We start from the raw sequence: 24,238 nt of genomic DNA, 5'->3' as shown, positions 1-24,238 counted from the left end.
GTCATGCCTTCTCTCGTAGTGACGCGGCAGAGTCACCGGGAACGCTACTGCACCATCTCCGCGAGCTCGGCCTCACGCTTGGCCACCTCGCCCAGCAACTGGTCCCCGATGTCCTCCAGCAGTTGGTCCGGGTCGTCCGGGGCCATCCGGAGCATCGAGCCGATCGCGCTCTCCTCCAGCTCGCCCGCGAGCACCGTGAGCAGCTCCTTGCGCCTGCTGAGCCACTCCAGGCGGGCGTAGAGCTCCTCGCTCTCGCTCAACGGGGAGAGCGGCTGGGCCGGGCCCGCCGCCCACTCCGCCGCCAGCTCCTTGAGCAGCTCGATGTCGCCGCGCCCATAGGCGGCGTTCACGCGGGTGATGAACTCGTCCCGGCGCTCCCGCTCCGGCTCGTCCTGGGCCAGGTCCGGGTGGGCCTTGCGGGCCAGCTCCCGGTAGAGCTTGCGGGCCTCCTCGCTCGGCCTGACCCGCTTCGGCGGCCGCACCGGCTGCTCGGTGAGCATGGCGGACGCCTCGGGGGAGAGCCCGTCGGAGTCCATCCAGTCGTGGAAGAGCTCGTCGACACCGGGCATCGGCATGACGATGTCCCGCGCCTCCTTGGCCTTGCGCAGGTCCTCGGGGTCACCGGTCTTCGCGGCCCGCGCCTCGGCGATCCGCGCGTCCAGTTCGTCGAGGCGCGCGTACATCGGGCCGAGCTTCTGGTGGTGCAGCCGGGAGAAGTTCTCGACCTCCACCCGGAAGGTCTCCACCGCGATCTCGAACTCGATCAGCGCCTGCTCGGCGACCTGCACGGCCCTGGCCAGCCGCGCCTCGGGGCGCGGCGCGGCGTCGTGCGGGACTCCGGCCTCCCCGGCATCCCCTGCCGGAGAGGCCGCGGCGTCCTGCGTCTCCGGCACGGTCTGCGGCTCGGCGGGCCGGTCGTTGTCCTGCCGGTCTTCATCGTTCCGGGTGGGAGGCACCCCGGCGGCTTCGTGGGTCACCCGTCCAGCGTATGGCCACGGCCGCACGCCCTGTACCGCCCGGGCCCGGCGGAGCGGACTCCCGGGCCCCGGCCCCCTCATATACCGCGCTCGGCGGCCACCCTGCCCGTCTTGATCGCCCGCTCCAGCTCCGCGTGGTCCGCCTCCGTACGGTCGGCGTACGTCACCGCGAAGTCGGCCACCGCCGCGTCGAGCTCGTCGTTCTTGCCGCAGTAGCCGGCGAGCAGACGGGGGTCGGCGCTGTGGGAGTGCGCGCGGGCCAGCAGGGCGCCGGTCATCCGGCCGTAGTCGTCGACCTGTTCGACGGTGAGCGCGGCGGGATCCACGCTGCCCTTACGGTTCCTGAACTGCCGCACCTGGTAGGGCCTGCCGTCCACGTCCGTCCAGCCGAGCAGGATGTCGCTGACGACCTGCATCCGCTTCTGGCCGAGCACCACGCGGCGGCCCTCGTGCCCCTCCTGGGGCGCCTCGAAGCCGACGTCCGGCAGATGGGGAGCCAGCGCCGAGGGACGCGCCTCCTTCACCTGGAGGACCAGCGGCTCCCCGCGGTGGTCGAGCAGCAGCACCACGTACGACCGGGTCCCGACGCTGCCGGTGCCGACCACCCGGAACGCCACGTCATGGATCGCGTACCGCGCCAGCAGCGGCATCCGGTCCTCGGAGACCGTGGAGAGATAGCCGGCGAGCCCGGCCGCGACCGCCGCGGCCTCCGCGTCCGGCACCCGGCGCAGCACCGGCAGGGCGTCGACGAAGCGCCGGCCGCCGTCGAGGCAGTCCTCCGTGGACCGGGCGGCGAACCGGGCGCTGGTGTTCCTGCGGGCCTTCTCCGAGACCCTCTCCAGGGTGCCGACCAGATCGCGGGCGTCCGTGTGCGAGACGAGCTCCTCGTCCGCGATGGCGTTCCAGGCGTCGAGCGCGGGCAGCCGCGCCAGCAGCCGCATCGTGCGCCGGTAGGCGCCGACGGTGTCGAAGGCGCCCTTGCGGCAGGTGTCCTCGTCCGCCCCGGCGGCCCGGCCCGCCAGGACGAGCGAGGTCGCGAGCCGCTTGAGGTCCCACTCCCAGGGGCCGAAGACGGTCTCGTCGAAGTCGTTGAGGTCGATGACCAGGTTGCCCCGGGCGTCGCCGTAGAGACCGAAGTTGGCGGCATGGGCGTCACCGCAGAGCTGAGCCCCCACACCGGTGACCGGGGTCCCCGTCAGGTCGTGGGCCATCAGCCCGGCCGAGCCACGCAGGAAGGCGAAGGGCGACGCGGCCATCCGTCCCACCCGGATCGGCGCCAGCCCCGGCACCCGGCCCCGGTTGGACTCCTCGACGGCCCGCACCGCGTCGGGACGGCCCGACGGCAGGACCAGCGAACCGTGCGCGGAACGCGGAACCCGGTCGCGGAGCGCCTTGCCCACGGCCTTGGCGGAACCCGCCTCCCCGCGCCCGGCGAACCCGGGCACGACGGGTATACGGGGATCCGCCCCAGACGCCGGCCGCTCCGGCGCCGCTCCCTCGCCGGGACTCACGCCTCCGCCGAGGCTCGCGCCTCCGACAACGCTCATGCCTTCGTTGACGCCCATGGAGCGTCGCCTCCCCCACCTCGTCAGCTCTCGGACCGAGCACGACCGTACCGCCGTTGCCCTGCGGCCGTCCGCCCCTGTGGACAACCCCGGAGCGCCCCTCGGCGGCCCCCGCCACTCCCAGCAGATCAGCAGCCGGTACCCGGCTCCGGTTCCGCGAGATACGTGTCCGCCCACTGCCCGAGCTCCTTGAGCGCCGGCTCCATCGCGGCACCGGCCTCGGTGAGGCGGTACGCGACGCGCAGCGGCGGCCCCTCGTCGACCTCACGGATCACCAGACCGGCCGCCCCGAGCTCGGCCAGCCGGTCCGAGAGCATGCGCTCGCTGATCCCGGGAATCGCGCGGCGCAACTCCGCGAAGTGCACCGGCCTCTGCAGCAGCACCGAGACGATCGGCCCGGTCCAGCGCTTGCCGAACAGTTCGAAGACACGGCTGATGCCCACATCGACCCGCCGACAGGTCTGCTCGCTGTGATCTGCCATACCCCTAGAGTACTGCGCCACAGTAGGGCACTTACGAAAAGTAAGTGACTATGCTATTAGTAGTTACGTACGGAAAGGGGCAGCGCTCGGGCATCCGGCGACTCCCCGTCCCCTTCGCTCTCTGTGGAGATCCCCATGGCCACGCTTCTGCACCTCGACTCCGCCGTCCTTCCCCAGGGCTCCGCGTCCCGCGACGTCACCGCCGCGTTCGTCCAGGCCTGGCTCGACCAGAACCCGGACGGCACCGTCGTCCGTCGCGACCTCGCCGCCGACCCGCTGCCCCACCTGGACGCGGCGGCAGTGGTGGCGGGCGCGGACGACCCGCTGCGCCGGGAGCTCGCGGAGGAGCTGGCAGCGGCGGACGCCGTCCTGATCGGCGCACCGATGTACAACTTCACGATCCCCTCGACCCTCAAGGCCTGGCTGGACCAGGTGATCATCGTCGGGCACAACGCGGGACCGGACTCCCCCGTGGCCGGGACCCCGGTGACCGTCGTCGCCAGCCGCGGCGGCTCGTACGCTCCCGGCACCCCGCGCGAGGGCTTCGAATTTGTCCAGAATTACTTGGAGAAGCTGCTCACGAGCATGTTCTCCGCCGAGGTGGACTTCATCGTTCCGGAGCTGACCCTCGCCCACTCGCAGCCGGCGATGGCCGAGTTGATCCCGCTCGCCGAGGCCTCCCGCGCCAGGGCGTTCGACGAGGCCCGGGAGAAGGCGAAGGCTCTCGCCTCCCGCCTCGCCGCCTGACCCGACGGGCAGCACCACGTCGGAAGACAGAAAACAGGGCCGCGGAACTCGATCGAGTTCCGCGGCCTTGCGCTGTCAGCAACCGGACGTTTCACGTGAAACGAAACACAGCCTCCGGTCAGATCCGTCCGCCGGCCGTCGCACCGGCCCCGGCAGGTTCATCGGCGCCTTCCTCCTCGGGCTGGTCCCGCGTACCGCGACCGGCCCCGCCGCGCTGGCCGCTCCCGCCGTTCCGCGGACCGGCTGCCGCGGACCCACGGGCCGCCTCCGCCGCAGCGGCGATCTCCCGGGCCTCCCGCTCCGCCTGCTCCGCCTTCTCACGCGCCTGGGCCGCGAGATCCACCCGGCCCTCGGGCTTGATGTGGGCGATGACACCGGGGTGGGCGATCGACGGCAGGAGGTGGCGCCACATCTCGGCCACCTGCTCCCGCAGATCGGCGCGCCCGGAGTCGGCTTCCGATATCAGCTGGATACCCGTGAACGAAGCCACGATGACCTTGGCGGACACCATCGGATCGACATGGGGCAGCACCTCGCCCCGCTCCTTGCCCAGCTCCAGCATCCGGGCCGTCGCATCGATCCAGTCGCCCCAGGGGTGCGGCCCGCCGAGGAAGACACCTTCGATGGAGAGGCGGGTACCGGCACGCGCCATCGCGTTGTGGCGCAGGGCGAAGGCGAACTGCTGGCCGCCGTCCACCAGCGACTGGAGCGGCGATCCCTCCTGGGCGAACTCGACCGTGGAGGTCTGCTCGTCCATGATCGCCTGGGCGATGGCCTCCTTGGACGCGAAGTGGAAGTAGAGCGCCCCCTTGGTCACCTTGGCGCGGCGGAGGATCTCCGAGATGGCGGCGCGCTCGTAGCCGTAGTCGTCGAAGACACTCGCCGCGGCATCCACGATCGACCGCCACGTCTGCACCGCGCGAGCCTGCTTCGCCATTTCCTGCCTCCGGGACGTTCTGTGCGCTCAGCCCTTCACTGCCGAGCAGCCGTCGATCCAGCCTCTGCGGTCAGCGTATGCATGCATGCCGCCCCACAGACCATCGGTCTGTCCGGAAACCGCTCCAGCAACCGCACCGGAGAGACCCCGACGCCCGCCTCGTCCTCCGACGGGCCATACCGACCGCGCTGCCTGTTTACCCTTCCGCCGCCTCGCCGACACAGCCGACGGAACAACGAAGAACCCCCGCTCCGGATCTCTCCGAAGCGGGGGTTCTATCGAATCAACATGAACAGTTGCAAGCAACCGCTCGTTGTGCGCGAGGGGGGATTTGAACCCCCACGTCCCTAAGGACACTGGCACCTGAAGCCAGCGCGTCTGCCGTTCCGCCACTCGCGCAAGAGTGGTGTTTCCAGTCCCTCTCACCGTGTGTGTGGTGCGAGCGCCTGGCGACATCCGGAAGATTAGCACGGTGAGCAGGGTGGATTCACATCCGTTGTTCTGCCGATCCCTGGAGGGGAAACGGGAACGCGGAGCCATCGCCCCCACTCCTCCAGAGAGCATCGCGTGTGCGGGACACTGTGAGGAGGCCACCTCTACGATCCGTGTGAGGGGTGACACTCATCCACAGGGCAGAGAAGGGGAACCAGCCGATTTCCCGACGCGTGGATACGATCAGTAAGCAGTACAGGGACGATGACACCGGAGGAGGTGCCCCATGGGGGTCATGAAGCGTTTCGAGCAGCGCCTCGAGGGGCTGGTCAACGGCACCTTCGCCAAGGTCTTCAAGTCCGAGGTGCAGCCGGTGGAGATCGCGGGAGCACTCCAGCGGGAGTGCGACAACAACGCGACGATCTGGAACCGCGAGCGGACCGTCGTCCCCAACGACTTCATCGTCGAGCTCAGCACTCCCGACTACGAGCGGCTCAGCCCGTACTCGGGCCAGCTGGGCGACGAGCTGTCCGGCCTGGTGCGCGACTACGCCAAGCAGCAGCGCTACACCTTCATGGGACCGATCAAGGTCCACCTGGAGAAGGCCGACGACCTCGACACCGGTCTCTACCGGGTGCGCAGCCGCACCCTGGCGTCGAGTTCGTCACAGTCCGACCAGCCGGGACAGCACGGCCAGCCCCAGCGGCCAGCCCCCGGGCGGCCCGCCGCTCCGCAGGCGCCCGGCGGCTACGGCTACCCCCCGGCGGCCCCTCCGCCGATGCCCGCGGCCCCGCCGCCGGGCGGCGGACGGCCGGCGGCCCCCACGAGCGACCGGCGCCCGCCGGCCGGGCCCGGCGCACTGCCTGACGCCCAGGTGCGGCGCTGGATCGAGATCAACGGCACCCGCCATCAGATTTCCCGCCCGACGCTGGTGATGGGACGATCCACCGACGCCGACGTGCGGATCGACGACCCCGGCGTATCGCGCCGGCACTGTGAGATCCGGACCGGAACGCCCTCGACGATCCAGGATCTCGGGTCCACCAACGGCATCGTGGTGGACGGGCAGCACACCACCCGCGCTACGCTCCGCGACGGCTCGCGGATCGTCGTGGGCAGCACCACCATCGTTTACCGGCAAGCCGAAGGGTGAAGCGGGGGCAATGTCAGAGCTGACCCTGACGGTCATGCGGCTAGGTTTCCTGGCTGTTCTGTGGCTGTTCGTCATCGTGGCCGTCCAGGTCATCCGCAGCGACCTGTTCGGAACGCGCGTCACGCAGCGCGGCTCACGCCGCACTGCCGCCGAAGCGCGCCCGCAGCAGGGCCGCCAACAACAACAAGCGGCGCCGCCCCAGCAGCGCCAGCAGCCCGGGCGCCAGCGCCGCGGGGCACCCACGAAGCTGGTCGTCTCCGAAGGCACCCTCACGGGCACCACGGTCGCGCTCCAGGGCCAGACCATCACGCTGGGCCGGGCCCACGATTCAACGATCGTGCTGGACGACGACTACGCGTCCAGCAGGCATGCCAGGATCTATCCGGACCGGGACGGACAGTGGATCGTTGAGGATCTCGGGTCCACCAACGGCACGTATCTGGAACGGACCCGGCTCACCACCCCGACGCCTGTTCCGCTGGGCGCGCCGATCCGTATCGGCAAGACCGTCATCGAGCTGCGGAAGTAGTACGACAATGAGCGAGCGGAGCGAGCGAGCCGCGGCGGCCTGGACGACGGACGCTGCCCGGTTCCCGACCGGAGGGTGGGCAGTGTGGCTCCAGACAGGCTGTACCCCGACGCGGCGTCGACCGGGCAGGTGCGCATGAGTCTGTCCCTGCGCTTCGCCGCCGGATCGCACAAGGGCATGATCCGGGAGGGGAACGAGGACTCCGGCTATGCCGGCCCGCGCCTTCTCGCCATCGCCGACGGCATGGGCGGCCAGGCGGCCGGTGAGGTCGCCAGCTCCGAGGTGATCTCGACGCTCGTCCAGCTCGACGACGACGTACCGGGATCGGACATCCTCACCTCGCTCGCCACGGCGGTGCAGCAGGCCAACGACCAGCTGCGCGTCATGGTCGAGGAGGACCCCCAGCTGGAGGGCATGGGCACCACGCTCACCGCCCTGCTCTGGACCGGCCAGCGGCTCGGCCTGGTGCACGTCGGCGACTCCCGCGCGTATCTGCTGCGCGACGGCGTCCTGACGCAGATCACCCAGGACCACACCTGGGTGCAGCGCCTCGTCGACGAGGGCCGCATCACCGAGGAAGAGGCCACCACCCACCCGCAGCGCTCCCTGCTGATGCGGGCGCTGGGCAGCGGCGACCATGTCGAGCCGGACCTCTCCATCCGCGAGGTCCGCGCCGGTGACCGCTACCTGATCTGCTCCGACGGCCTCTCCGGCGTGGTCTCCCACCAGACGATGGAAGAGACCCTGGCCAGCTACCAGGGCCCGCAGGAGACCATCCAGGAGCTCATCCAGCTGGCTCTGCGCGGCGGTGGCCCCGACAACATCACCTGCATCGTGGCCGACGTCCTGGACGTCGACAACAACGACACCCTGGCCGGCCGGCTCAACGACACCCCGGTCGTCGTCGGCGCGGTCGCGGAGAACCAGGCGGCCCAGCTGAGCGACGGCGGGGCCATGCAGACCCCCGCCGGGCGCGCGGCCGGTCTCGGCCGCCCCGCCCCGGCCCCGCCGGGCGGCTTCGGCCCGCCCGGCAGCGGCGACGCCGGCTACGGCTCCATGCCGGACGGCTCGTACGACTCCTACACCGACGACGACCTGGCCAAGCCGCGCGGCGGCCGTAAATGGCTCAAGCGTTCCGTCTTCACCGTGCTGGCGCTGGCCGTGATCGGCGGTGGCCTCTACGGCGGCTACCGCTGGACGCAGACCCAGTTCTACGTCGGCGCGCAGAACGAGAACGTGGCGCTGTTCCGCGGCATCAGCCAGGACCTCGCCTGGATCTCGCTCTCCGAGGTCGAGAAGAACCACCCCGAGATCGAGCTCAAGTACCTGCCGCCGTACCAGCGCAAGCAGGTCGAGGCCACGATCGCCGAGGGCAGCATCACCGACGCCCGCAAGAAGGTCGACGAACTCGCCGCCCAGGCTTCGGCCTGCAAGAAGGACGCGCAGCGCCGCGCGGCCGAGGCCGAGGCCGAGACTTCCGCCACTCCGCCCACCGCGGGGACCAAGCCGACCAAAGCGACTCCCACTCCCGGCCCCAGCCTCTCGGAGGAAGAGAAGAAGCTGGTCCCGCAGTGCGGTAAGCAGTAAGCCGTAGGGGGCCTTCAGCACCATGAGCGTTGTCACCAACACGACCACCATCGGCGCGATCGACGCACCGAGCCGCCGCAACACCGAGCTGGCGCTGGTCATCTTCGCCGTCGCCATCTCGGTGTTCGCCTACGCCAACGTGGGCCTCGCCCTCAACGGCGAACTGCCCTCCGGCATGCTCGGATACGGAGCGGGGCTCGCCCTGCTCGGCGGCGTCGCCCACCTCGTGGTGCGCAGGTTCGCCAAGTACGCCGACCCGCTGCTGCTGCCCCTGGCCACACTGCTCAACGGCCTGGGCCTGGCGCTCATCTGGCGCCTCGACCAGTCGGAGCGGCTGCTCGCCCACCCCAGTTTCGCGCCCGCCGCCTCCAAGCAGCTGATCTTCTCGGCGATGGGGGTCGCGCTCTTCGTGGGAGTGCTGCTCCTGCTGAAGGACCACCGCATCCTCCAGCGCTACACCTACATCTCCATGGTGGTGGCGCTGGTCCTGCTGATCCTGCCGATGTTCTTCCCGGCCCAGTTCGGCGCGAAGATCTGGATCACCATCCCGGGGATCGGATCCATCCAGCCCGGTGAGTTCGCGAAGATCGTCATCGCGGTGTTCTTCTCCGGCTACCTGATGGTGAAGCGGGACGCCCTGGCCCTGGCCAGCCGCCGCTTCATGGGCATGTACCTGCCCCGCGGACGCGACCTCGGACCGATCCTGGCCATCTGGGCCATGTCGATCCTGATCCTCGTCTTCGAGACCGACCTCGGTACCTCGCTGCTCTTCTTCGGCATGTTCGTCGTCATGCTCTACGTGGCCACCGAACGCACCAGCTGGATCGTCTTCGGTCTGGTCATGTCGGCCGTGGGCGCCGTCGGTGTGGCCTCGTTCGAGCCGCACGTGCAGGACCGTGTCACCGCCTGGCTCGACCCGTTCGCCGGCTGGGGAACGCACCCGGCCAGTGAGCAGATGGCCCAGGTGCTGATGTCCTTCGGCTCCGGCGGCACGCTCGGGACCGGCCTCGGCCAGGGCCACTCCGACCTGATCCTCTTCGCGGCCAACACCGACTTCATCCTCGCCACCGTCGGCGAGGAGCTCGGGCTCGCCGGGGTGATGGCGTTCCTCCTGCTGTACGGGCTGATCGTCGAGCGCGGTGTGCGCACCGCACTGGCCGCCCGCGACCCGTTCGGCAAGCTGCTGGCCATCGGGCTCTCCGGCGCCTTCGCCATCCAGGTCTTCGTCGTCGCCGGCGGTGTGATGGGCCTCATCCCGCTCACCGGTATGACGATGCCGTTCCTGGCGGCCGGTGGTTCGTCGGTCATCGCCAACTGGGCCCTGATCGGCATCCTGATCCGGATCAGCGACACCGCCCGCCGTCCCGCACCGGCGCCCGCACCCTCGACCGACGCCGAAATGACGCAGGTGGTCCGTCCGTGAACAAGCCCCTGCGCCGCGTCGCGATCTTCTGCGGCCTGCTGATGCTCGCCCTGCTCCTCCGGGACAACTGGATCCAGTACGTCCGCGCCGACGAGCTGACCAACCGCGCCGAGAACCGCCGTATCCGCATCGAGCGGTACGCCCACGAGCGCGGCAACATCATCGTGGACGGCAAGGCCGTCACCGGGTCCGTCGAGGCCAACGGCAGCGACTTCCGGTACAAGCGGGTCTGGAAGGACGGCCCCCTGTGGGCCCCCGTGACCGGCTACTCCTCGCAGGCCTTCGACTCCTCGCAGCTGGAGAACCTCGAGGACGGCATCCTCACCGGCAACGACGACCAGCTCTTCTTCAACCGCACCCTGTCGATGTTCACCGGGGAGAAGAAGCAGGGCGGCAACGTCGTCACCACCCTCGACGGGGCCGCCCAGAAGGCCGCCTTCAAGGGGCTCGGGGACAAGAAGGGCGCCGTCGTCGCCCTCGACCCGCAGACCGGTGCCATCCTCGCGCTGGCGAGCACCCCCTCGTACGACCCCTCGGTCTTCGCGGGCAACTCCGACAAGGACTCCGCGGCCCGGGAGAAGCTCCTGAAGGACAAGGACAAGCCGATGCTCAACCGGGCATTGCGCGAGACCTACCCGCCGGGTTCCACCTTCAAGGTCGTCACCGCCGCCGCCGCCCTGGAGAACGGGCTCTACGACGACATCGACGCCAAGACGGAGTCGCCGCTGCCCTGGACGCTGCCGCAGACGACCGTCCCGCTGCAGAACGAGGGCAACATCCCCTGCGAGAACGCGTCGCTGCGCGAGGCCCTGCGGGTGTCGTGCAACTCCGTCTTCGGGAAGATGAGCGACGACCTCGGCAACAAGAAGATGATCGAGCAGACGGACAAGTTCGGTTTCAACAAGGAAGTCTTCACCCCCGTCCGCGCCGACGCGAGCATCTACCCCGAGGACAACAAGCCGCAGAACGCGATGGCCGGCATCGGCCAGGCGTCCAACCGGACCACCCCGCTCCAGATGGCCATGGTGGCCTCCGCCATCGCCAACGACGGCAAGCTGATGCAGCCGTACATGGTCGCCAAGCGCCAGGCCCCCAACCTGGACGACGTCTACACCGCCGAGCCCGAGGAGCTCAGCCGGGCGCTGTCCGGCGAGAACGCCCAGAAGGTCCAGCAGATGATGGAGACCGTCGTCAAGGACGGTACGGGAACCAGGGCACAGATCCCCGGCGTCACAGTGGGCGGCAAGACCGGTACCGCCCAGCACGGTCTGAACAACAGCGAGAAGCCGTACGCCTGGTTCATCTCGTACGCGAAGACCGACAACGGCTCCCCGGTCGCCGTCGCCGTCGTGGTCGAGGACGGCAACGCCAACCGGGACGACATCTCCGGTGGCGGGCTGGCCGCTCCGATCGCGCGCGATGTGATGAAGGCGGTCATCGCCAGCAAGCGGTGAGACCCGTCACGGCGGCCGTCCGTCCATACCGGACATCGGATACCGGTCGGATATCGGCTGACGGGTGCGGGCTGATCACCTACCGCGTGCCCGGTAGCGTATGCGCGAACAGCGCACCGCCGGACCACACACACGGGTGCGGTCAGGACTGACGGAGAGGGCTGGAACAGTTATGGAAGAGCCGCGTCGCCTCGGCGGCCGGTACGAGCTGGGCTCGGTGCTCGGCCGTGGTGGCATGGCCGAGGTCTACCTCGCCCACGACACCCGGCTCGGCCGCACCGTAGCTGTGAAGACGCTCCGGGCCGACCTGGCCCGCGACCCGTCCTTCCAGGCCCGGTTCCGCCGTGAGGCCCAGTCGGCCGCCTCGCTCAACCACCCCGCGATCGTCGCCGTCTACGACACCGGCGAGGACTACGTCGACGGGGTCTCCATCCCGTACATCGTGATGGAGTACGTCGACGGGTCGACCCTGCGGGAGCTCCTGCACTCGGGCCGCCGGCTGTTGCCCGAGCGCACGCTGGAGATGACGGTCGGCATCCTGCAGGCGCTGGAGTACTCGCACCGCGCCCAGATCGTCCACCGCGACATCAAGCCGGCCAACGTCATGCTGACGCGCAACGGCCAGGTCAAGGTCATGGACTTCGGCATCGCCCGCGCCATGGGCGACTCCGGCATGACCATGACGCAGACCGCGGCGGTCATCGGCACCGCCCAGTACCTCTCCCCGGAGCAGGCCAAGGGCGAGCAGGTCGACGCGCGCTCCGACCTGTACTCCACCGGCTGTCTGCTCTACGAGCTGCTCGCCGTCCGGCCCCCGTTCGTCGGGGACTCGCCCGTCGCCGTGGCCTACCAGCACGTCCGCGAGGAGCCGCAGCCGCCGAGCAACTTCGACCCCGAGATCACGCCCGAGATGGACGCGATCGTGTTGAAGGCGCTCACCAAGGACCCGGACTACCGCTACCAGTCCGCCGACGAGATGCGGGCCGACATCGAGGCCTGCCTCGACGGCCGGCCGGTCGCCGCCGCGGCGGCGATGGGCGCCGTGGGGTACGGGGGCTACGACGGCTACAACGCCGACCAGCCCACCACCGCCCTGCGCCCGACCGACCCGAACAACGCGCAGACGTCGATGCTGCCGCCGGTCAACCCGGACGACGGCGGCTACGGCTACGACGACCGCGCGAGCAGGCGGCGCCAGCCGCAGAAGAAGAGCAACACCTCGACGATCCTGCTGGTCGTCGCGGGCATCCTGGTGCTCATCGGCGCGATCCTGATCGGCCGGGTCGTGTTCAGCGACACCGGCGACGACGGCCAGGTCCCGGTGCCGAACCTGGTCGGCTCCACCGTCCAGGAGGCGGAACAGCTCGCGGAACGCGCTGGGGTCGTCGTCAAGGTCGGCGGCGAGGAGCCGTGCGAGCAGCAGGAGAAGGGCGACATCTGCTCGCAGACCCCGAAGGACGGCAGCATGGACGAGAACGGGACCGTCACGGTCATGGTCTCCTCCGGTGCGCCGAAGATCGAGGTGCCCGATGTCCTGGAGAAGTCCGAGGACGGTGCCCGCAAGGCCCTGGAGGACAAGGGCTTCACGGTCAACGTGACCGCGGTCGAGTCCGAGAAGGCCGAGGGCACGGTGATCAAGCAGAAGCCGGACGGCGGCACCGAGGCGGAGGAAAACTCCGAGGTGACCATCACGGTCGCCAAGAAGGAGGCGCTGGACCTGCCCGACATGCGCACCCGCACCTTCGCGGCCGCGGAACAGCAGCTGCGGGGCATCGGCTTCACGAACATCTCGCGGACCGACATCGACAGCGAGCAGCCGAAGGACACGGTCGTCGAGCAGACCCCGCAGCCCGGCAAGCACGCCAAGGACGCGCAGATCGTCCTCAAGGTCTCCAAGGGCCCGGCGGAGCCGCCGGAGCCGGAGAAGACCCAGGTCCCGCAGATCCAGGGCCTGACGCTCGGCGAGGCCAAGGCGAAGCTCCAGGAGGCGGGCCTGAAGGTCGGCAACATCCAGGGGTCGCAGGACGACAACGCCGTCGTGGCCGTCGTGCAGCCGGGGGTCGGTGAGACCGTGGACAAGAACTCGGCGGTCAACATCTTCGCCACCCCGGGCGGCGGCGGGAACCAGGGCGGCGGCGGGGACCAGGGCGGCGGCGGCCTCTTCGGAGGCCCGTCGGGCAGGTAGCGCCCGCAGCAGGTACGACGTACGGCGAAGGCCCCGGTCACCATCCACGGTGACCGGGGCCTTCGCCGTACTTGCTGTGCTTGCGGGAGGACGGGCGCGGCTAGAGCAGCTCCACCGGCTTCGTACGGTCCTTGTCGACCTTCTCCGTACGCTCCAGCTCGCCCCAGACGATGTACCGGTACTTCGACGTGTAGACCGGGGTGCAGGTCGTCAGCGTGATGTAGCGGCCGGGCTTCTCCACGCCCGACTCCTCCGGGACCGGCTGGATCACATCGACGTTGAACTTCGAGGTCTCGGGGAGCGACTTGTAGACCTTGTAGACGTACCAGGTGTCCTTGGTCTCGAAGACGACCGCGTCACCGTTCTTGAGCTTGTCGATGTTGTGGAACTTGGCGCCGTGCCCGTCCCGGTGCGCGGCCAGCGTGAAGTTGCCCTCGTCGTCCCAGGGGAGGGCGGAGGGGACCGGGTCCGTGTAGTAGCCCGCGATGCCGTTGTTCAGGGTCCTGGGGTCGGTGCCCTTCTTGACCAGCACCTCGCCGTTCTTCATGGCGGGGACGTGCAGGAAGCCGATGCCGTCCTTGGTGTCCAGTGCACCCGGACCGTCCGCCCACTTGCTGCGGACCGTGTCGCCCTGCTTGTCGGCCTCCCGGTCGGCGAGCACGTTGGTCCACCACAGGGAGTACGCGACGAAGAGCGCGAGCACCAGGCCCGCGGTGATCAGCAGCTCGCCGAAGACGCTGACGGCGGTGGCGATGGGGTGCCTGCTGCTGGGGCGGGGTGCCGGGGGCGTGGACGCGTCGGTCCGCTCGTCGTGCTCGGTCCTCGCTGCCACCGCACCGCCCCTGTCGTGATGATGTTCAGCCCACGAGCGCTCTGGGCTTTCCCTCGCTGCGCGGCCGTTCGTCGACCATCTTGCCCCAGACGATCAGCCGGTAGGTACTCGTGAACTCCGGGGTGCAGGTCGTCAGCGTGAGGTACCGGCCCGGCTTGTCGAACCCGGATCCGACCGGGACGGGTTCGATCACCGAGATGTTGGACGGCGAGGTCTGCGGCAGGACGCTGGTCATCTCGTACGTGTAGTACGCGTCCCTCGTCTCGACGACGATCGGGTCGCCGGGGGTGAGCGTGTTGACGTAGCGGAACGGCTCCCCGTGGGTGTTGCGGTGGCCCGCCACCGCGAAGTTGCCCTGCTTGTCCTCGGGCATCGCCGTCTTCAGCTTGCCCTCGCCGTAGTGGCCGAGCATGCCCCGGTCGAGGACCTTCTCCTTGTTGATGCCCTCGGCGATCGGGACGACGACGTCCAGCTTGGGGATGTGCATGATCGCGAAGCCCTGGCCGGGCGCGAACACCCCGGGCTTGCCCGCCCCCTTGGCCCACTCCTCCTGGATCTTGTCCGTCTCCCGGCCGGCGATCTGCTCGGCCCGGACGTTGGTCCACCAGAGCTGGTAGGTGACGAAGAGCAGCATCAGGACGCCCAGCGAGATGAAGACCTCGCCGACGACCCGGCTGGCGACCACGGCCGGACTGTCCTTGGCCGCCTTCGCCGCGCGCCGCGCCTCCATCCGGGACAGCGGTGCGGCGGGTGCGGCGGCCGCACCGGACGCCGGGGCGGGACGGCGGCCGCGCCCCTTGGCCGCCCGGCGCCGCTCGGCACGGCCTCCGGTGACCGGTTCGGCCGCAGGCTCGGATCGTCGGGAGGGCTCGAATGGTTCAGCCGGCTCGGATCGTTCGGCCGGTGCGGGTCCTTCGGGCGGCCCGGTTCGGCCGGGCGGCTCCGCCACTATTCGCCTGGTGTCCGCGGTCCGCAGCCCCAGGGTCTCGTCGGGAACGGGCGGCGTCACCGTTACGCGACGGGGTCCGGGGTCCGGGGCGGGCGCGGGAACAGGCGCGGGAACAGGCGCAGGGGCCTGCTGGGCGCCGTACCAGTCCCTTTGGTACCCCTCGGGGTCGTACCACTCGTTCGGGGCCCCCTGCGGCTGCTCAGGGCCCCCGTACGCCTGGGGGCGGGCCCCTTCCACCGGCGCCGCGTCCTGGCTCACCCCGGTGCCCGGGTCGTCCTGGGCGGTGTCGCTCCGGAACCACGGGGAGGTGTGCTGCCCCGGCAGCGGGTCGTTGAGCGGATCCGCGAGACCCTCCACCGCCGCCGCGAACGCCCCGTCGGCCCCGTACGCCCCTTGCTCGTACGGGCCCTGAAGTCCGGTGTCGTCCTCGGGGCGGGGTGCGGTCACGCGGCGGCCTTGCCCACCACCGGCGCGAGACCCGCCGACCGCGCGACGGCCCCCTGGTCGCCGCACTGCTCCAGCCAGTTGGCGAGCATCAGGTGGCCGTGCTCGGTGAGCACCGATTCGGGGTGGAACTGCACGCCCTCCACGGCCCGGTCCCGGTGGCGCAGCCCCATGATGATGCCGTCCGCCGTGCGGGCCGTGACCTCCAGCTCCGGTGGCAGCGCGGCCGGTTCGGCGGCGAGCGAGTGGTAGCGGGTCGCGGTGAAGGGGGAGGGCAGCCCGGCGAAGACGCCCTTGCCCTCGTGGTCCACGAGCGAGGTCTTGCCGTGCAGCAGCTCGGGGGCCCGGTCGACGACACCGCCGTACGCGACGGCCATGGACTGCATGCCCAGGCAGACGCCGAAGACCGGGACGCCGGTGTCCGCGCAGTGGCGCACCATCTCGACGCAGACCCCGGCCTGCTCGGGCGTGCCGGGGCCGGGGGAGAGCAGGACGCCGTCGAAGCCGTCCTGGGCGTGGGCGGTGGTCACCTCGTCGTTGCGCAGCACCTCGCACTCGGCGCCGAGCTGGTAGAGGTACTGGACGAGGTTGAAGACGAAGCTGTCGTAGTTGTCCACGACGAGGATGCGTGCGCTCACTGGCCGGCTCCTGCCCCACCGGCGCTCGCGCCGTCGACGGTCACATCACCGAACGGGAGCAGCGGCTCCGCCCAGGGGAAGACGTACTGGAACAGCGCGTAGACGACCGCGAGAACCAGCAGGAGTGCGATGACGCTCCGCACCCATGCGTTGCCCGGCAGATGCCGCCAGATCCAGCCGTACATGCTGACCCCTCCATTCGGTACCCGGCCCAGACTAGAGTGCCGCGGCCGGAGAGTGGGTCAGCCTGTGGAAAACCCCGGCCGGGTCCGGGTCAGCCGGTAAGGTCCGGCGGCTTCCCCTCGCTCACCGGCCGGGTCGCGTCCAGGTGCGCCCATGCGATCAGCCGGTGGCTGCTGCCCCACTCGGGCTCGCAGGTGGTGAGGGTCAGATAGCGGCCGGGCCCCTCGAAGCCGGAGCGGCGGGGGACGGGGTCGACGACGGCCGTGTCGGTGGGCACGGTCCGGTGGGGCTCCTTGGCGATGCGGTACGTGAACCAGGTCGTGCCGTCGTTGACGATCACCGCGTCCCCGGGGCGCAGTTTCGGGAAGTCCTTGAAGGGGTCTCCGTACGTGCGGCGGTGACCGGCCACCGCGAAGTTGCCGCTCTCCCCCGGCCGGGCGGTCCCGCTGTAGTGGCCGAGGCCCTTCTGCAAGGTCCTGGCCTCGGTGTTCTCCAGGACGGGCCACTCCCAGCCGGAGCCGAAGCGGGGGATGCGCATCGTCGCGAACGGCTTTCCGTCGCGGTACGGGGACGGGGACGGGGAGACGGAGGGGGCCGACGGAGCTCCGGGGGAGGACGCCACGGGCTGCCGGGCCCACCGGCTGTTGAGCGTCGCGATCCCGTCGTCGGCCGCGTCGGCGGCCTTGACGCCCGTCCACAGCAGGACGTAGGCGACGAACAGGACGATCAGGGTGCCCACGGTGATGCACAGTTCGCTGAACGTTCTGACGACGAGTCGTAACGATCGCACCGACAGTGGCGACGACACCGGAAGGCCTCCCCGGGGGATCAGCTCGGGCTCACTCCACAGGCTTCGCGTAGTGGAGATCCACTGTGCCCGAGTAGCCGGGAAGAGTCACCGCGTCGTCCTCGTCGACTTTCCAGCCCAGCCCGTACGCCTTCACGTACAGCTGGTAGTTCTGGATCGCCGTGGAGTTGTCGAGCGCCTGCTTGAGCTTGCCGGGGTCGCCGACGGCGGTGACCTTGTACGGCGGGGAGTAGACCCGGCCCTGGAGGATCAGGGTGTTGCCGACGCACCGGACCGCGCTGGTGGAGATCAGCCGCTGGTCCATCACCTGGATCCCGCGCGCCCCGCCCTGCCAGAGGGCGTTCACCACGGCCTGGAGGTCCTGCTGGTGGATGACCAGGTCGTTGGGCTGGGGCTCGGGGTAGCCGGGGTTGGCGGTGGCGTCCGGGGGCGCGTCATCGAGAGTGACGCTGACGGCGTCGCCGGTGATCTTCGTGGTGCCGGCCGCCTTCTCCAGCGCCTTCAGCTTGGCGTCCTCGGCCTCGGTGGAGCCGTCGTCGCGCTGGGCGAGCGCGTCGACGTCCGCGCGGGCGGTGGCGACCGCGTCGTTGAGCTCCGCGTTGTTCTCGCTGCGCTCCTTGATCAGGTCGGAGAGCTTGAGCAGGGAGGAGTCACTGCGCAGATTGGTGCCCTTGGCCGTGTTGGCGCTGGTGACGAAGATCAGCCCGGCCAGGGCGAAAACAGCAGCGGTGAGCCCCCGGACCGCCCACGCGGAGGTGTGCCGGACCGGGCCTTCGGGAGAGTCGGCAGAATTGCTCAACGTACCCTTATCTCATCGGGCGCCATGGAAGCACTACGCTAACGGACGCCCGGGGGAGGCAGCATTCCCCCTGGCACCCCCCGCCCCGGCGCCCGCCACAGATCCCTGCGCGGTCACGCAGCGCATCGACAGGAGAGTCCCTCGTGCCGAAGTCACGTATCCGCAAGAAGGCCGATTTCACGCCGCCCTCGGCGAAGCAGGCAACGACGATAAAGCTGACCAACCGCAGCTGGGTCGCTCCGGTGATGCTGGCCCTGTTCCTCATCGGGCTGGCCTGGATCGTCGTGTTCTACGTGACCGAGGGCGATCTGCCGATCGACGCCCTGGGCAACTGGAACATCGTCGTGGGCTTCGGCTTCATCGCCGGTGGCTTCGCCGTCTCCACCCAGTGGAAGTAGCTCCTCCCGCTCCGCACGCGGTGGAAGTGGCTCCTCCCGCTCGGCCTGCCTTCGCGCAAGCCTTGCCCTGAGTTACCCACAGAGTTATCCACAGTCGGGGGAAAAGGTCAGACGATCTGTGGATAACTTCCCCGCAAGTTGACGCCGGTGTGACTGCAGCCTCCCTCGCCAGAGGGGGGCTGCACTGTGTGCCACCACGGAAAAACCCAGCTCAGCGACGGTGGGCACAGATGTTCCCCTTGCCATGCACAAGGTCGTGCGCCCACTGTGGACAACTGGGGTCTGCCCTGGGGGCAGAGAGCTCTTCCCGGGCCGCTCAGCTCAGGGACATCGTGCGCGCGACGATGATCGCGACGCACGCCAGCAGCACCAGCGCACAGGTCCCGGCCTGCACCGCCGTACGCCGCTCACGCGGTGCGTGCACCATCCCGACCGCGATCAGGGCGCCCGCGACGAGGCCGCCCACATGGGCCTCCCACGCGATCCCGCCCATGGTGAAGGTGAAGACCAGGTTGATCGCCAGCAGCACCAGCACCGGACGCATGTCGTAGTTCATCCGGCGCATCAGGACGGCGGTGGCGCCGAACAGGCCGAAGACCGCACCGGACGCGCCGAGCGAGGGCTGGTTCGGCGCGGCGATCAGATACATCAGGGCGCTGCCCGCGAGGCCCGACAGCAGATAGAGCGAGAGGTAGCGGACGCGGCCGAGCGCGGCCTCCAGCGGTCCGCCGAGCCACCACAGACCCAGCATGTTGAACCCGATGTGCCACACCTCCCGGTGCAGGAACATCGAGGTCACCAGGCGGTACCACTGGCCCTCGGCGACGCCTTCGACCGAGCCGGGCGGCGGTGTCGGGTCCCAGGCCCGGCCGAGCAGCACCAGGTCGTCGAGGAGGGATTCGGGCGCGGCCGCGACCAGGATGAAGACCGCGAGATTGAGGCCGAGCAGGATCTTGGTGACCAGGCGCGGATCGGCGGCCAGGGTGCCGCCGGCCAGCGTGCGGGGCGTGCTCGCGGAGGGGTGGTGGCCGGTGCCCGAACCCTGGCGTACGCAGTCGGGGCACTGGAAGCCGACGGAGGCGCTGACCATGCACTCGGTGCAGATCGGCCGCTCGCAGCGCGTACAGCTGATCCCGGTCTCCCGGCCGGGGTGCCGGTAGCAGGTCGGCACGGCCTCACCGCTCTCCGGTCCGCCCCGGTCGGTCGGCGGCTGCTGGTCCATCGGCCCGGCCTGCCTCTCGCGTCTCGCCTCCGGGCGCCGCACACACGGCCGCCCCGCTGGTCCGCTATGTAACAGTACGGACGGGCAGGGCGGTTGGTTCCCGGCGCTCCGGGCGGGAGCGGCCGGGGCGGCCGGTCAGCGGGTCTCGACGACGACCGACTCGATGACCACGTCCTGCACGGGGCGGTCGGTACGCGGGTTGGTCGGGGTGGCCGCGATGGCGTCGACGACCTTGCGGCCCGCCTCGTCGGCGACCTCGCCGAAGATGGTGTGCTTGCCGGTCAGCCAGGCGGTGGGCGAGACCGTCAGGAAGAACTGCGAGCCGTTGGTCCCCGGGCCCGCGTTGGCCATGGCCAGCAGATACGGCTGGGTGAAGGCGAGATCGGGGTGGAACTCGTCGGCGAACTTGTAGCCCGGACCACCGGTGCCGTTGCCCAGCGGGTCGCCGCCCTGGATCATGAAGCCGCTGATCACACGGTGGAAGACGGTGCCGTCGTACAGCCGGGCCGTGGACTTCTCGCCGTTCCGGGGGTTGGTCCACTCGCGCTGTCCGGTGGCCAGCTCGACGAAGTTCCTGACCGTCTTGGGGGCGTGGTTCGGCAGAAGCCGGATCTCGATGTCGCCCTGGCTGGTCTTCAAGGTGGCGTAAAGCTGCTCGGCCACGATCTGCCTTCCCTCATCCTTCGCTGACGTCAATCCTTCGCTGACGTCGGCCGAATCCTCCCACGTACCGGGAAATGTACGGCCGGATGCCTGGCGGAACGGCGCGTTCACCGCCGAACCATGGCATTGTCGTCGGCACACTTCACTTGCACGGTTTTACCGTCTTGTACCGTTTTGATGGAAATAACGATCATGACCCGGATGCACGTCCCGAGTGCCGGTCATGGCCGTGACAGGCATGATTTCGAATTGGGCGGAAAGGCGGAGTACCTACCCGCCACCAAGGAGGAGGATCCCGTGACCCGCATCGACAGCGTGCGCGCCGCAACCGACTCGGCCAGGGACAGCGCGCAGCACGCCGCGGAAGTGGTGGCGCCGTACGCCGACACGGCCAAGAAGCAGGCTGCACACTATGCGCACGAGGCCCGTGTCCAGCTCGCGCCCAAGGTGACGAAGGCCGCCAAGCAGGCCCGTGTCCAGTACGAGTCCCATCTCGCACCGCGTCTCGAACAGGCCCTGACCCATGTACCGCCGAAGGTCGACGAGGCCGCGCAGCGTGCGGCGCACTCGACCCGGAAGGCCGCCCGGTCCGCCGCCGACTACACCGCGCCGCGCGTCGAGCACGCCAGGGCGGTGGCCGTGCCGGTCGCCGAGCAGGCGACCGCCCGGAGCGCCGCCGCGCTGGCCGCGCTGCGGAGCAACGTCACGGCCAAGGAGATCCAGAAGCTGGCCAGGAAGCACGAGCGGCGGGCCAAGGCCGGCCGGGCGACCAAGGGGCTCCTGGTGCTGGGTGTCCTCGCCGGTGGCGCCTACGCCGCCTGGCGCTGGTGGGACAAGCAGGCCAACCCGGACTGGCTGGTCGAGCCGCCCGTCGCCACCGAGGTCGGCGACGAGCGGTCGCCGCTGAGCTCGGTCGACGGCAGCGGCCAGGCCGTGCTCGACCCGGAGGTCAAGGCCAAGCAGGCCGAGGCCGAGGCGGACGGAGACACCCCGGGCCTCGACGACCGCCCCTGAGGGCAGTCGGCGCCGGAGCCCGTAACCGCTGACAGCAGAAGAGAACGCCGGTCCGCCACAGACCTTCACGGGTCTGTGGCGGACCGGCGTTCTCGTTGCCCGAGCTCGCCGCCGCTCACCCGCCGCCGGTCCCCCGCGCCTCGGCAGGACGGGCGTTGGTTAGGCTCCGGTAGTCCCCTGTCCGTCCCCTGTCTCCCCGAAAGGTCCTGCTGTGGTGCGAGTCTCCCGGGCACGGACGGCCGCCCTCGCGGTGGCCGTCGTCCTGACCGCCGGCGTCCTGGTGTCGTGCGCGGACTCGCCGGGGGAGGGCGTCAAGGCCGCCCCGCACGCCGGGGACGCGGCCTGCGGGAAGCTCGCCGACCGCTACCCGGACCGCCTCGGCGGGCAGGAGCTGAAGTTCACCGACCTCCCCGGGGTCGCGGTCTGGGGCGACAACGCGATCGTGCTGCGCTGCGGCGTCGAGCTGCCCGTCCCGACCCTCGACCCGTGCGCGACCGTCGACGGCGTGGACTGGGTCTCCCGCGCGGACCGCTCGAAGGACGGCGGGAAGGTCGTCGTCACCTACGGCCGCGATCCGGCCGTGGAGGCCGTGGTCTCCGACGGGATCGTCGCCGTGGACGACGTCCTGGTCGACCTGTCCGCGCTGGTCGAGCCCGTGAAGACGTACACGAAGTGCGTCGGCATGGATGACGTCCCGCCGCCTCCGTGACCGCCGGACCGCCGTCGCGCTCCGCCCCTACAGGGTGAAGGTGAAGGCGCTTGCCGTGCGCCGGGGAGCCGGTGGGAAGCCGGAACCGGCGTGGCCGAGACGGCTGATGAAGAACGTGCGGCCCGGCAGGGCCAGCTCGGCCTGGAGCCGCCGGCGCAGGTCCTCGTGCTGGAGGACGATGCTGATGGGGTGCAGCGACAGTCCCTCGCGGGTGGCGGTCAGCCAGTAGTCCGCCAGCCGCGCGCCGCCGCGCAACGCGTCGGCCGCACTGGGCGAGGTCCCGGTGAAGCCCATGGCGACGAAGGTTGGTGTGGGCCGGATCGCGGCAGCCATCCGGTCGGCGAGAAGCCGCGGGTAGCCGATGTGCCGGAGCAGCCGCATGGTGCCGGGGCGCAGCGCGGTACGCAGCATCAGGGCGCGCAGCGGGTGGAGACGGCCGAAGAGCTGGCTCAGGCTGAAACCGTCGCCGCGGCGCTCGGCCTCGGCGCGGGTGGGGCGGACATAGCTGTACGTCTCCCGCCAGGCGGCCCGGTCGCTGAAGTCCCGGCCGGCGTGCCGGGAGACGAAGTCGACGAAGCGGTCGCGGTCCGCGCGGGAGGTGAGGTGCCGGATGCCGACGGGCGCCTGGGCGGACAGCCCCGGTGCGGCGTCGAGAAGCCGGCGCAGGGCCTCGCCGCTGACGGCCCGGTCCGTGTACGGGCCCCGATTCGTCCGGCGGGCGGCCGCGAGGTCCTGCCACTCCGTGAGACTTCCCTCCGGCATTCCGGCGTAGCGCACCTCCAGGACGGCCAGCAGCGACCAGCCGGGGCGCCACCCTGCCGGGCCCAGCGCCCGCACCGGGGCCGGAACGCTGCGGTACGCCCAGCTGTCGGGCTCGTCGGTGAGCACGCTGCGCTCCAGCCACCAGCCCTGGCAGGCCAGTGACCGGATCAGCAGCTGGGTGAACGCGCCGCAGCTCAGCTGCATTTCGAGCTCGTGGGAGGCGAGCGAGTCCAGCTGCCGGGTCCGGTCGAGCACGACGGCGACGAACTCGCTGTCCTCGCACGGGCGGGAATCACCGGACGCCGCCAGCAGCCGGACAGCGCTCGCACGGGCGTCCGGGCTGCTCAGGCGGGCCAGTGCCCAGGGCTGGCAGTTGTGCGAGGACGGCGCGAGCCGGGCGGTGTCGGCGGCGGTCCGCAGCGCGTGGCCGAAGTCGCTACAGGTCACCAGCGTGCGGGGCGAGGTGGATTCTGCCGTGGCCAAGAGGGGTCCTATCTCCATGTGACAGCCAGTGCGTAGATGCCGAGTTGCCGCGCCCAGCCGTGGGCCGGCAGGGAATCGGCTCCGCGGGAGTGCCGGAGCAGCGAGGCCCCGGGGGACCAGTGGAAGGTGCCGTCGGGCTGCCAGTCGGTGACGCGGGTCTGGTGGAGCGCTTCACGTCCGGCGACCCCGGTGTACTTGACGACCGCCTCCCGGCAGGCCCAGCGCAGCCGCAGCGGCATACCGGCCACCCGCCGCAGTCCCGCCGGGGCCTGCCTGCCGCCGGGTACAGCGAGCATCCGGGCCACGTGGGGCCCCATCGGCCGCCCCTCCAGGTCGATGCCGAGCGGGTGGGCGCCGCCGACGGCGATGGCGTAGTCGAGCGAGTGGGAGAGTCCGATGTGCACGGGCTCCCGGACGAAGGGCTTTCCGGCCCGTGGCCCGTCGGGGACAGCGTGCACGACGATCTCGTGCGGACCGGACGCGTCGTGGCGGATGCCCCGGCCACCCCTGCGGAGGTGGTCGGCGACCGCGTACTTGACGGCGAGCCGGCCCGCGAGCCACTCGGACCGCCGCTTGGGCAGGGCCAGTCCGCGGTGGACAGTGCGTTCGGACGGATGCAGCCGGGTGTCCGCCAGGTGTTCCAGCGCCCCGGGGTCCAGAGCCCGCAGCCAGGCGATGGAGACCACGGCGAAGGTGAGCGGGCCCGGCGCCCGGTGGACCAGCAGGGGGCGTTCGGGATCGAGTCGCAGCCGGTCGTCCAGGCCCGCCAGGAGCGCATGGCGCCCGGGGGGCCTGCCGGGCGGCCGGGTCCGGTCCGGCGGCCCGGCGGGCGGGCCCACCCGGGCCGTCGGGAGGGGTGGCAC

The 24,238-nt window shown here is 70.6% G+C and carries 24 protein-coding genes and 1 tRNA gene; 10 read left to right on the top strand and 15 right to left on the bottom strand.

Annotated features, from left to right (window positions below):
• Positions 1–44: 44 nt before the first annotated feature.
• The 3 genes from ACK8N7_RS18535 to ACK8N7_RS18525 form a co-directional block, all read right to left on the bottom strand.
• Positions 45–977: a J domain-containing protein gene (locus ACK8N7_RS18535; protein ID WP_403213568.1), complete on the bottom strand. Its 933-nt coding sequence runs from the start codon at positions 975–977 to the stop codon at positions 45–47.
• A 77-nt stretch (positions 978–1,054) separates the two neighbouring features.
• Complete coding sequence (locus ACK8N7_RS18530) at positions 1,055–2,542, bottom strand: DUF2252 domain-containing protein (protein WP_403213570.1); 1,488 nt, start codon at positions 2,540–2,542, stop codon at positions 1,055–1,057.
• A 128-nt stretch (positions 2,543–2,670) separates the two neighbouring features.
• The gene (locus tag ACK8N7_RS18525) at positions 2,671–3,024 is read right to left on the bottom strand and encodes a winged helix-turn-helix transcriptional regulator (protein WP_015609792.1); all 354 of its coding nucleotides are present in this window, start codon (positions 3,022–3,024) and stop codon (positions 2,671–2,673) included.
• 135 nt (positions 3,025–3,159) lie between these two features.
• On the opposite strand from ACK8N7_RS18525, the gene ACK8N7_RS18520 reads away from it, so the two are divergent.
• Entirely contained in the window at positions 3,160–3,771 is a 612-nt protein-coding gene (locus ACK8N7_RS18520; protein ID WP_500443278.1) for an FMN-dependent NADH-azoreductase, read from the top strand.
• A gap of 118 nt (positions 3,772–3,889) precedes the next feature.
• On the opposite strand, the gene ACK8N7_RS18515 is transcribed toward ACK8N7_RS18520, so the two are convergent.
• Together ACK8N7_RS18515 and ACK8N7_RS18510 are read right to left on the bottom strand one after the other, a co-directional pair.
• The gene (locus ACK8N7_RS18515; RefSeq protein WP_403213574.1) at positions 3,890–4,708 is read right to left on the bottom strand and encodes a ScbR family autoregulator-binding transcription factor; all 819 of its coding nucleotides are present in this window, start codon (positions 4,706–4,708) and stop codon (positions 3,890–3,892) included.
• A gap of 316 nt (positions 4,709–5,024) precedes the next feature.
• A tRNA-Leu gene (locus ACK8N7_RS18510) sits at positions 5,025–5,107 on the bottom strand.
• A gap of 319 nt (positions 5,108–5,426) precedes the next feature.
• Between ACK8N7_RS18510 and ACK8N7_RS18505 the strand changes: the two genes are divergently transcribed.
• The 6 genes from ACK8N7_RS18505 (at position 5,427) to pknB (ending at position 13,471) form a co-directional block, all read left to right on the top strand.
• A complete protein-coding gene (locus ACK8N7_RS18505; protein WP_031122512.1) occupies positions 5,427–6,293 on the top strand; it encodes an FHA domain-containing protein in 867 nt (288 codons plus the stop codon).
• A 10-nt stretch (positions 6,294–6,303) separates the two neighbouring features.
• On the top strand, positions 6,304–6,822 hold the full coding sequence (locus tag ACK8N7_RS18500; RefSeq protein ID WP_015609796.1) for an FHA domain-containing protein FhaB/FipA: 519 nt from the start codon (positions 6,304–6,306) through the stop codon (positions 6,820–6,822).
• A 135-nt stretch (positions 6,823–6,957) separates the two neighbouring features.
• Positions 6,958–8,409, top strand: coding sequence for a Stp1/IreP family PP2C-type Ser/Thr phosphatase (locus ACK8N7_RS18495; protein ID WP_403213926.1), 1,452 nt, complete (start codon positions 6,958–6,960; stop codon positions 8,407–8,409).
• A gap of 22 nt (positions 8,410–8,431) precedes the next feature.
• Positions 8,432–9,832, top strand: coding sequence for an FtsW/RodA/SpoVE family cell cycle protein (locus tag ACK8N7_RS18490; protein WP_015609798.1), 1,401 nt, complete (start codon positions 8,432–8,434; stop codon positions 9,830–9,832).
• Positions 9,829–11,286 carry a peptidoglycan D,D-transpeptidase FtsI family protein gene (locus ACK8N7_RS18485; protein ID WP_403213576.1) on the top strand — a complete coding sequence of 486 codons (1,458 nt, stop codon included), beginning with the start codon at positions 9,829–9,831 and terminating at the stop codon, positions 11,284–11,286. Before ACK8N7_RS18490 ends, ACK8N7_RS18485 begins: the two co-directional genes overlap by 4 nt.
• Before the next feature lie 172 nt (positions 11,287–11,458).
• Positions 11,459–13,471, top strand: a complete 2,013-nt coding sequence (gene pknB, locus ACK8N7_RS18480) for a Stk1 family PASTA domain-containing Ser/Thr kinase (RefSeq protein WP_500443274.1) — start codon at positions 11,459–11,461, stop codon at positions 13,469–13,471.
• A 100-nt stretch (positions 13,472–13,571) separates the two neighbouring features.
• Here pknB and ACK8N7_RS18475 read toward each other — a convergent pair whose 3' ends face one another.
• The 6 genes from ACK8N7_RS18475 to ACK8N7_RS18450 form a co-directional block, all read right to left on the bottom strand.
• Positions 13,572–14,303, bottom strand: coding sequence for a class E sortase (locus tag ACK8N7_RS18475; protein ID WP_403213580.1), 732 nt, complete (start codon positions 14,301–14,303; stop codon positions 13,572–13,574).
• 25 nt (positions 14,304–14,328) lie between these two features.
• Positions 14,329–15,699 (bottom strand): class E sortase, encoded by a 1,371-nt coding sequence (locus tag ACK8N7_RS18470; protein ID WP_500443272.1) that lies wholly within the window; start codon positions 15,697–15,699, stop codon positions 14,329–14,331.
• A complete protein-coding gene (locus ACK8N7_RS18465) occupies positions 15,696–16,334 on the bottom strand; it encodes an aminodeoxychorismate/anthranilate synthase component II (RefSeq protein ID WP_015609803.1) in 639 nt (212 codons plus the stop codon). Before ACK8N7_RS18465 ends, ACK8N7_RS18470 begins: the two co-directional genes overlap by 4 nt.
• Positions 16,331–16,519, bottom strand: coding sequence for a hypothetical protein (locus ACK8N7_RS18460; RefSeq protein WP_015609804.1), 189 nt, complete (start codon positions 16,517–16,519; stop codon positions 16,331–16,333). The genes ACK8N7_RS18465 and ACK8N7_RS18460 overlap by 4 nt, the downstream gene beginning before the upstream one ends.
• Positions 16,520–16,608: 89 nt before the next feature.
• Complete coding sequence (locus ACK8N7_RS18455) at positions 16,609–17,325, bottom strand: class E sortase (RefSeq protein WP_403213586.1); 717 nt, start codon at positions 17,323–17,325, stop codon at positions 16,609–16,611.
• A gap of 31 nt (positions 17,326–17,356) precedes the next feature.
• Entirely contained in the window at positions 17,357–18,124 is a 768-nt protein-coding gene (locus ACK8N7_RS18450; RefSeq protein ID WP_403213588.1) for a DUF881 domain-containing protein, read from the bottom strand.
• A gap of 143 nt (positions 18,125–18,267) precedes the next feature.
• Between ACK8N7_RS18450 and crgA the strand changes: the two genes are divergently transcribed.
• Positions 18,268–18,522, top strand: coding sequence for a cell division protein CrgA (gene crgA, locus ACK8N7_RS18445; protein WP_015609807.1), 255 nt, complete (start codon positions 18,268–18,270; stop codon positions 18,520–18,522).
• A gap of 316 nt (positions 18,523–18,838) precedes the next feature.
• Here crgA and ACK8N7_RS18440 read toward each other — a convergent pair whose 3' ends face one another.
• Together ACK8N7_RS18440 and ACK8N7_RS18435 are read right to left on the bottom strand one after the other, a co-directional pair.
• On the bottom strand, positions 18,839–19,744 hold the full coding sequence (locus tag ACK8N7_RS18440; RefSeq protein ID WP_403213590.1) for a rhomboid family intramembrane serine protease: 906 nt from the start codon (positions 19,742–19,744) through the stop codon (positions 18,839–18,841).
• A 135-nt stretch (positions 19,745–19,879) separates the two neighbouring features.
• Complete coding sequence (locus ACK8N7_RS18435; RefSeq protein ID WP_403213592.1) at positions 19,880–20,407, bottom strand: peptidylprolyl isomerase; 528 nt, start codon at positions 20,405–20,407, stop codon at positions 19,880–19,882.
• A gap of 297 nt (positions 20,408–20,704) precedes the next feature.
• On the opposite strand from ACK8N7_RS18435, the gene ACK8N7_RS18430 reads away from it, so the two are divergent.
• Together ACK8N7_RS18430 and ACK8N7_RS18425 are read left to right on the top strand one after the other, a co-directional pair.
• A complete protein-coding gene (locus tag ACK8N7_RS18430; RefSeq protein ID WP_403213594.1) occupies positions 20,705–21,421 on the top strand; it encodes a DUF5324 family protein in 717 nt (238 codons plus the stop codon).
• 211 nt (positions 21,422–21,632) lie between these two features.
• Positions 21,633–22,130 carry a DUF3515 family protein gene (locus ACK8N7_RS18425; protein WP_500443267.1) on the top strand — a complete coding sequence of 166 codons (498 nt, stop codon included), beginning with the start codon at positions 21,633–21,635 and terminating at the stop codon, positions 22,128–22,130.
• Positions 22,131–22,157: 27 nt separating this feature from the next.
• Here the strand turns inward: ACK8N7_RS18425 and ACK8N7_RS18420 are convergent, their stop codons facing one another.
• Both ACK8N7_RS18420 and ACK8N7_RS18415 read right to left on the bottom strand, forming a co-directional pair.
• Positions 22,158–23,375: a nitroreductase family protein gene (locus ACK8N7_RS18420; protein WP_500443265.1), complete on the bottom strand. Its 1,218-nt coding sequence runs from the start codon at positions 23,373–23,375 to the stop codon at positions 22,158–22,160.
• A gap of 8 nt (positions 23,376–23,383) precedes the next feature.
• Positions 23,384–24,238 (bottom strand): 4'-phosphopantetheinyl transferase family protein, encoded by an 855-nt coding sequence (locus ACK8N7_RS18415; RefSeq protein WP_403213600.1) that lies wholly within the window; start codon positions 24,236–24,238, stop codon positions 23,384–23,386.

It is taken from the genome of Streptomyces griseobrunneus (genome assembly GCF_046713465.1).
Lineage (GTDB): Bacteria > Actinomycetota > Actinomycetes > Streptomycetales > Streptomycetaceae > Streptomyces > Streptomyces microflavus.
This window is presented reverse-complemented; position numbering and strand designations above follow the sequence as displayed.

What these genes read in the sequence shown, in the direction of transcription:
- ACK8N7_RS18500 (WP_015609796.1), top strand. Translation starts at nt 6,304, where the DNA reads ATGTCAGAGCTGACCCTGACGGTCATGCGGCTAGGTTTCCTGGCTGTT.
- ACK8N7_RS18520 (WP_500443278.1), top strand. Translation starts at nt 3,160, where the DNA reads ATGGCCACGCTTCTGCACCTCGACTCCGCCGTCCTTCCCCAGGGCTCC.
- ACK8N7_RS18505 (WP_031122512.1), top strand. Translation starts at nt 5,427, where the DNA reads ATGGGGGTCATGAAGCGTTTCGAGCAGCGCCTCGAGGGGCTGGTCAAC.
- ACK8N7_RS18440 (WP_403213590.1), bottom strand. Translation starts at nt 19,744, where the DNA reads ATGGACCAGCAGCCGCCGACCGACCGGGGCGGACCGGAGAGCGGTGAG.
- pknB (WP_500443274.1), top strand. Translation starts at nt 11,459, where the DNA reads ATGGAAGAGCCGCGTCGCCTCGGCGGCCGGTACGAGCTGGGCTCGGTG.
- ACK8N7_RS18515 (WP_403213574.1), bottom strand. Translation starts at nt 4,708, where the DNA reads ATGGCGAAGCAGGCTCGCGCGGTGCAGACGTGGCGGTCGATCGTGGAT.
- ACK8N7_RS18490 (WP_015609798.1), top strand. Translation starts at nt 8,432, where the DNA reads ATGAGCGTTGTCACCAACACGACCACCATCGGCGCGATCGACGCACCG.
- ACK8N7_RS18530 (WP_403213570.1), bottom strand. Translation starts at nt 2,542, where the DNA reads ATGGGCGTCAACGAAGGCATGAGCGTTGTCGGAGGCGCGAGCCTCGGC.
- ACK8N7_RS18525 (WP_015609792.1), bottom strand. Translation starts at nt 3,024, where the DNA reads ATGGCAGATCACAGCGAGCAGACCTGTCGGCGGGTCGATGTGGGCATC.
- ACK8N7_RS18460 (WP_015609804.1), bottom strand. Translation starts at nt 16,519, where the DNA reads ATGTACGGCTGGATCTGGCGGCATCTGCCGGGCAACGCATGGGTGCGG.
- ACK8N7_RS18495 (WP_403213926.1), top strand. Translation starts at nt 6,958, where the DNA reads ATGAGTCTGTCCCTGCGCTTCGCCGCCGGATCGCACAAGGGCATGATC.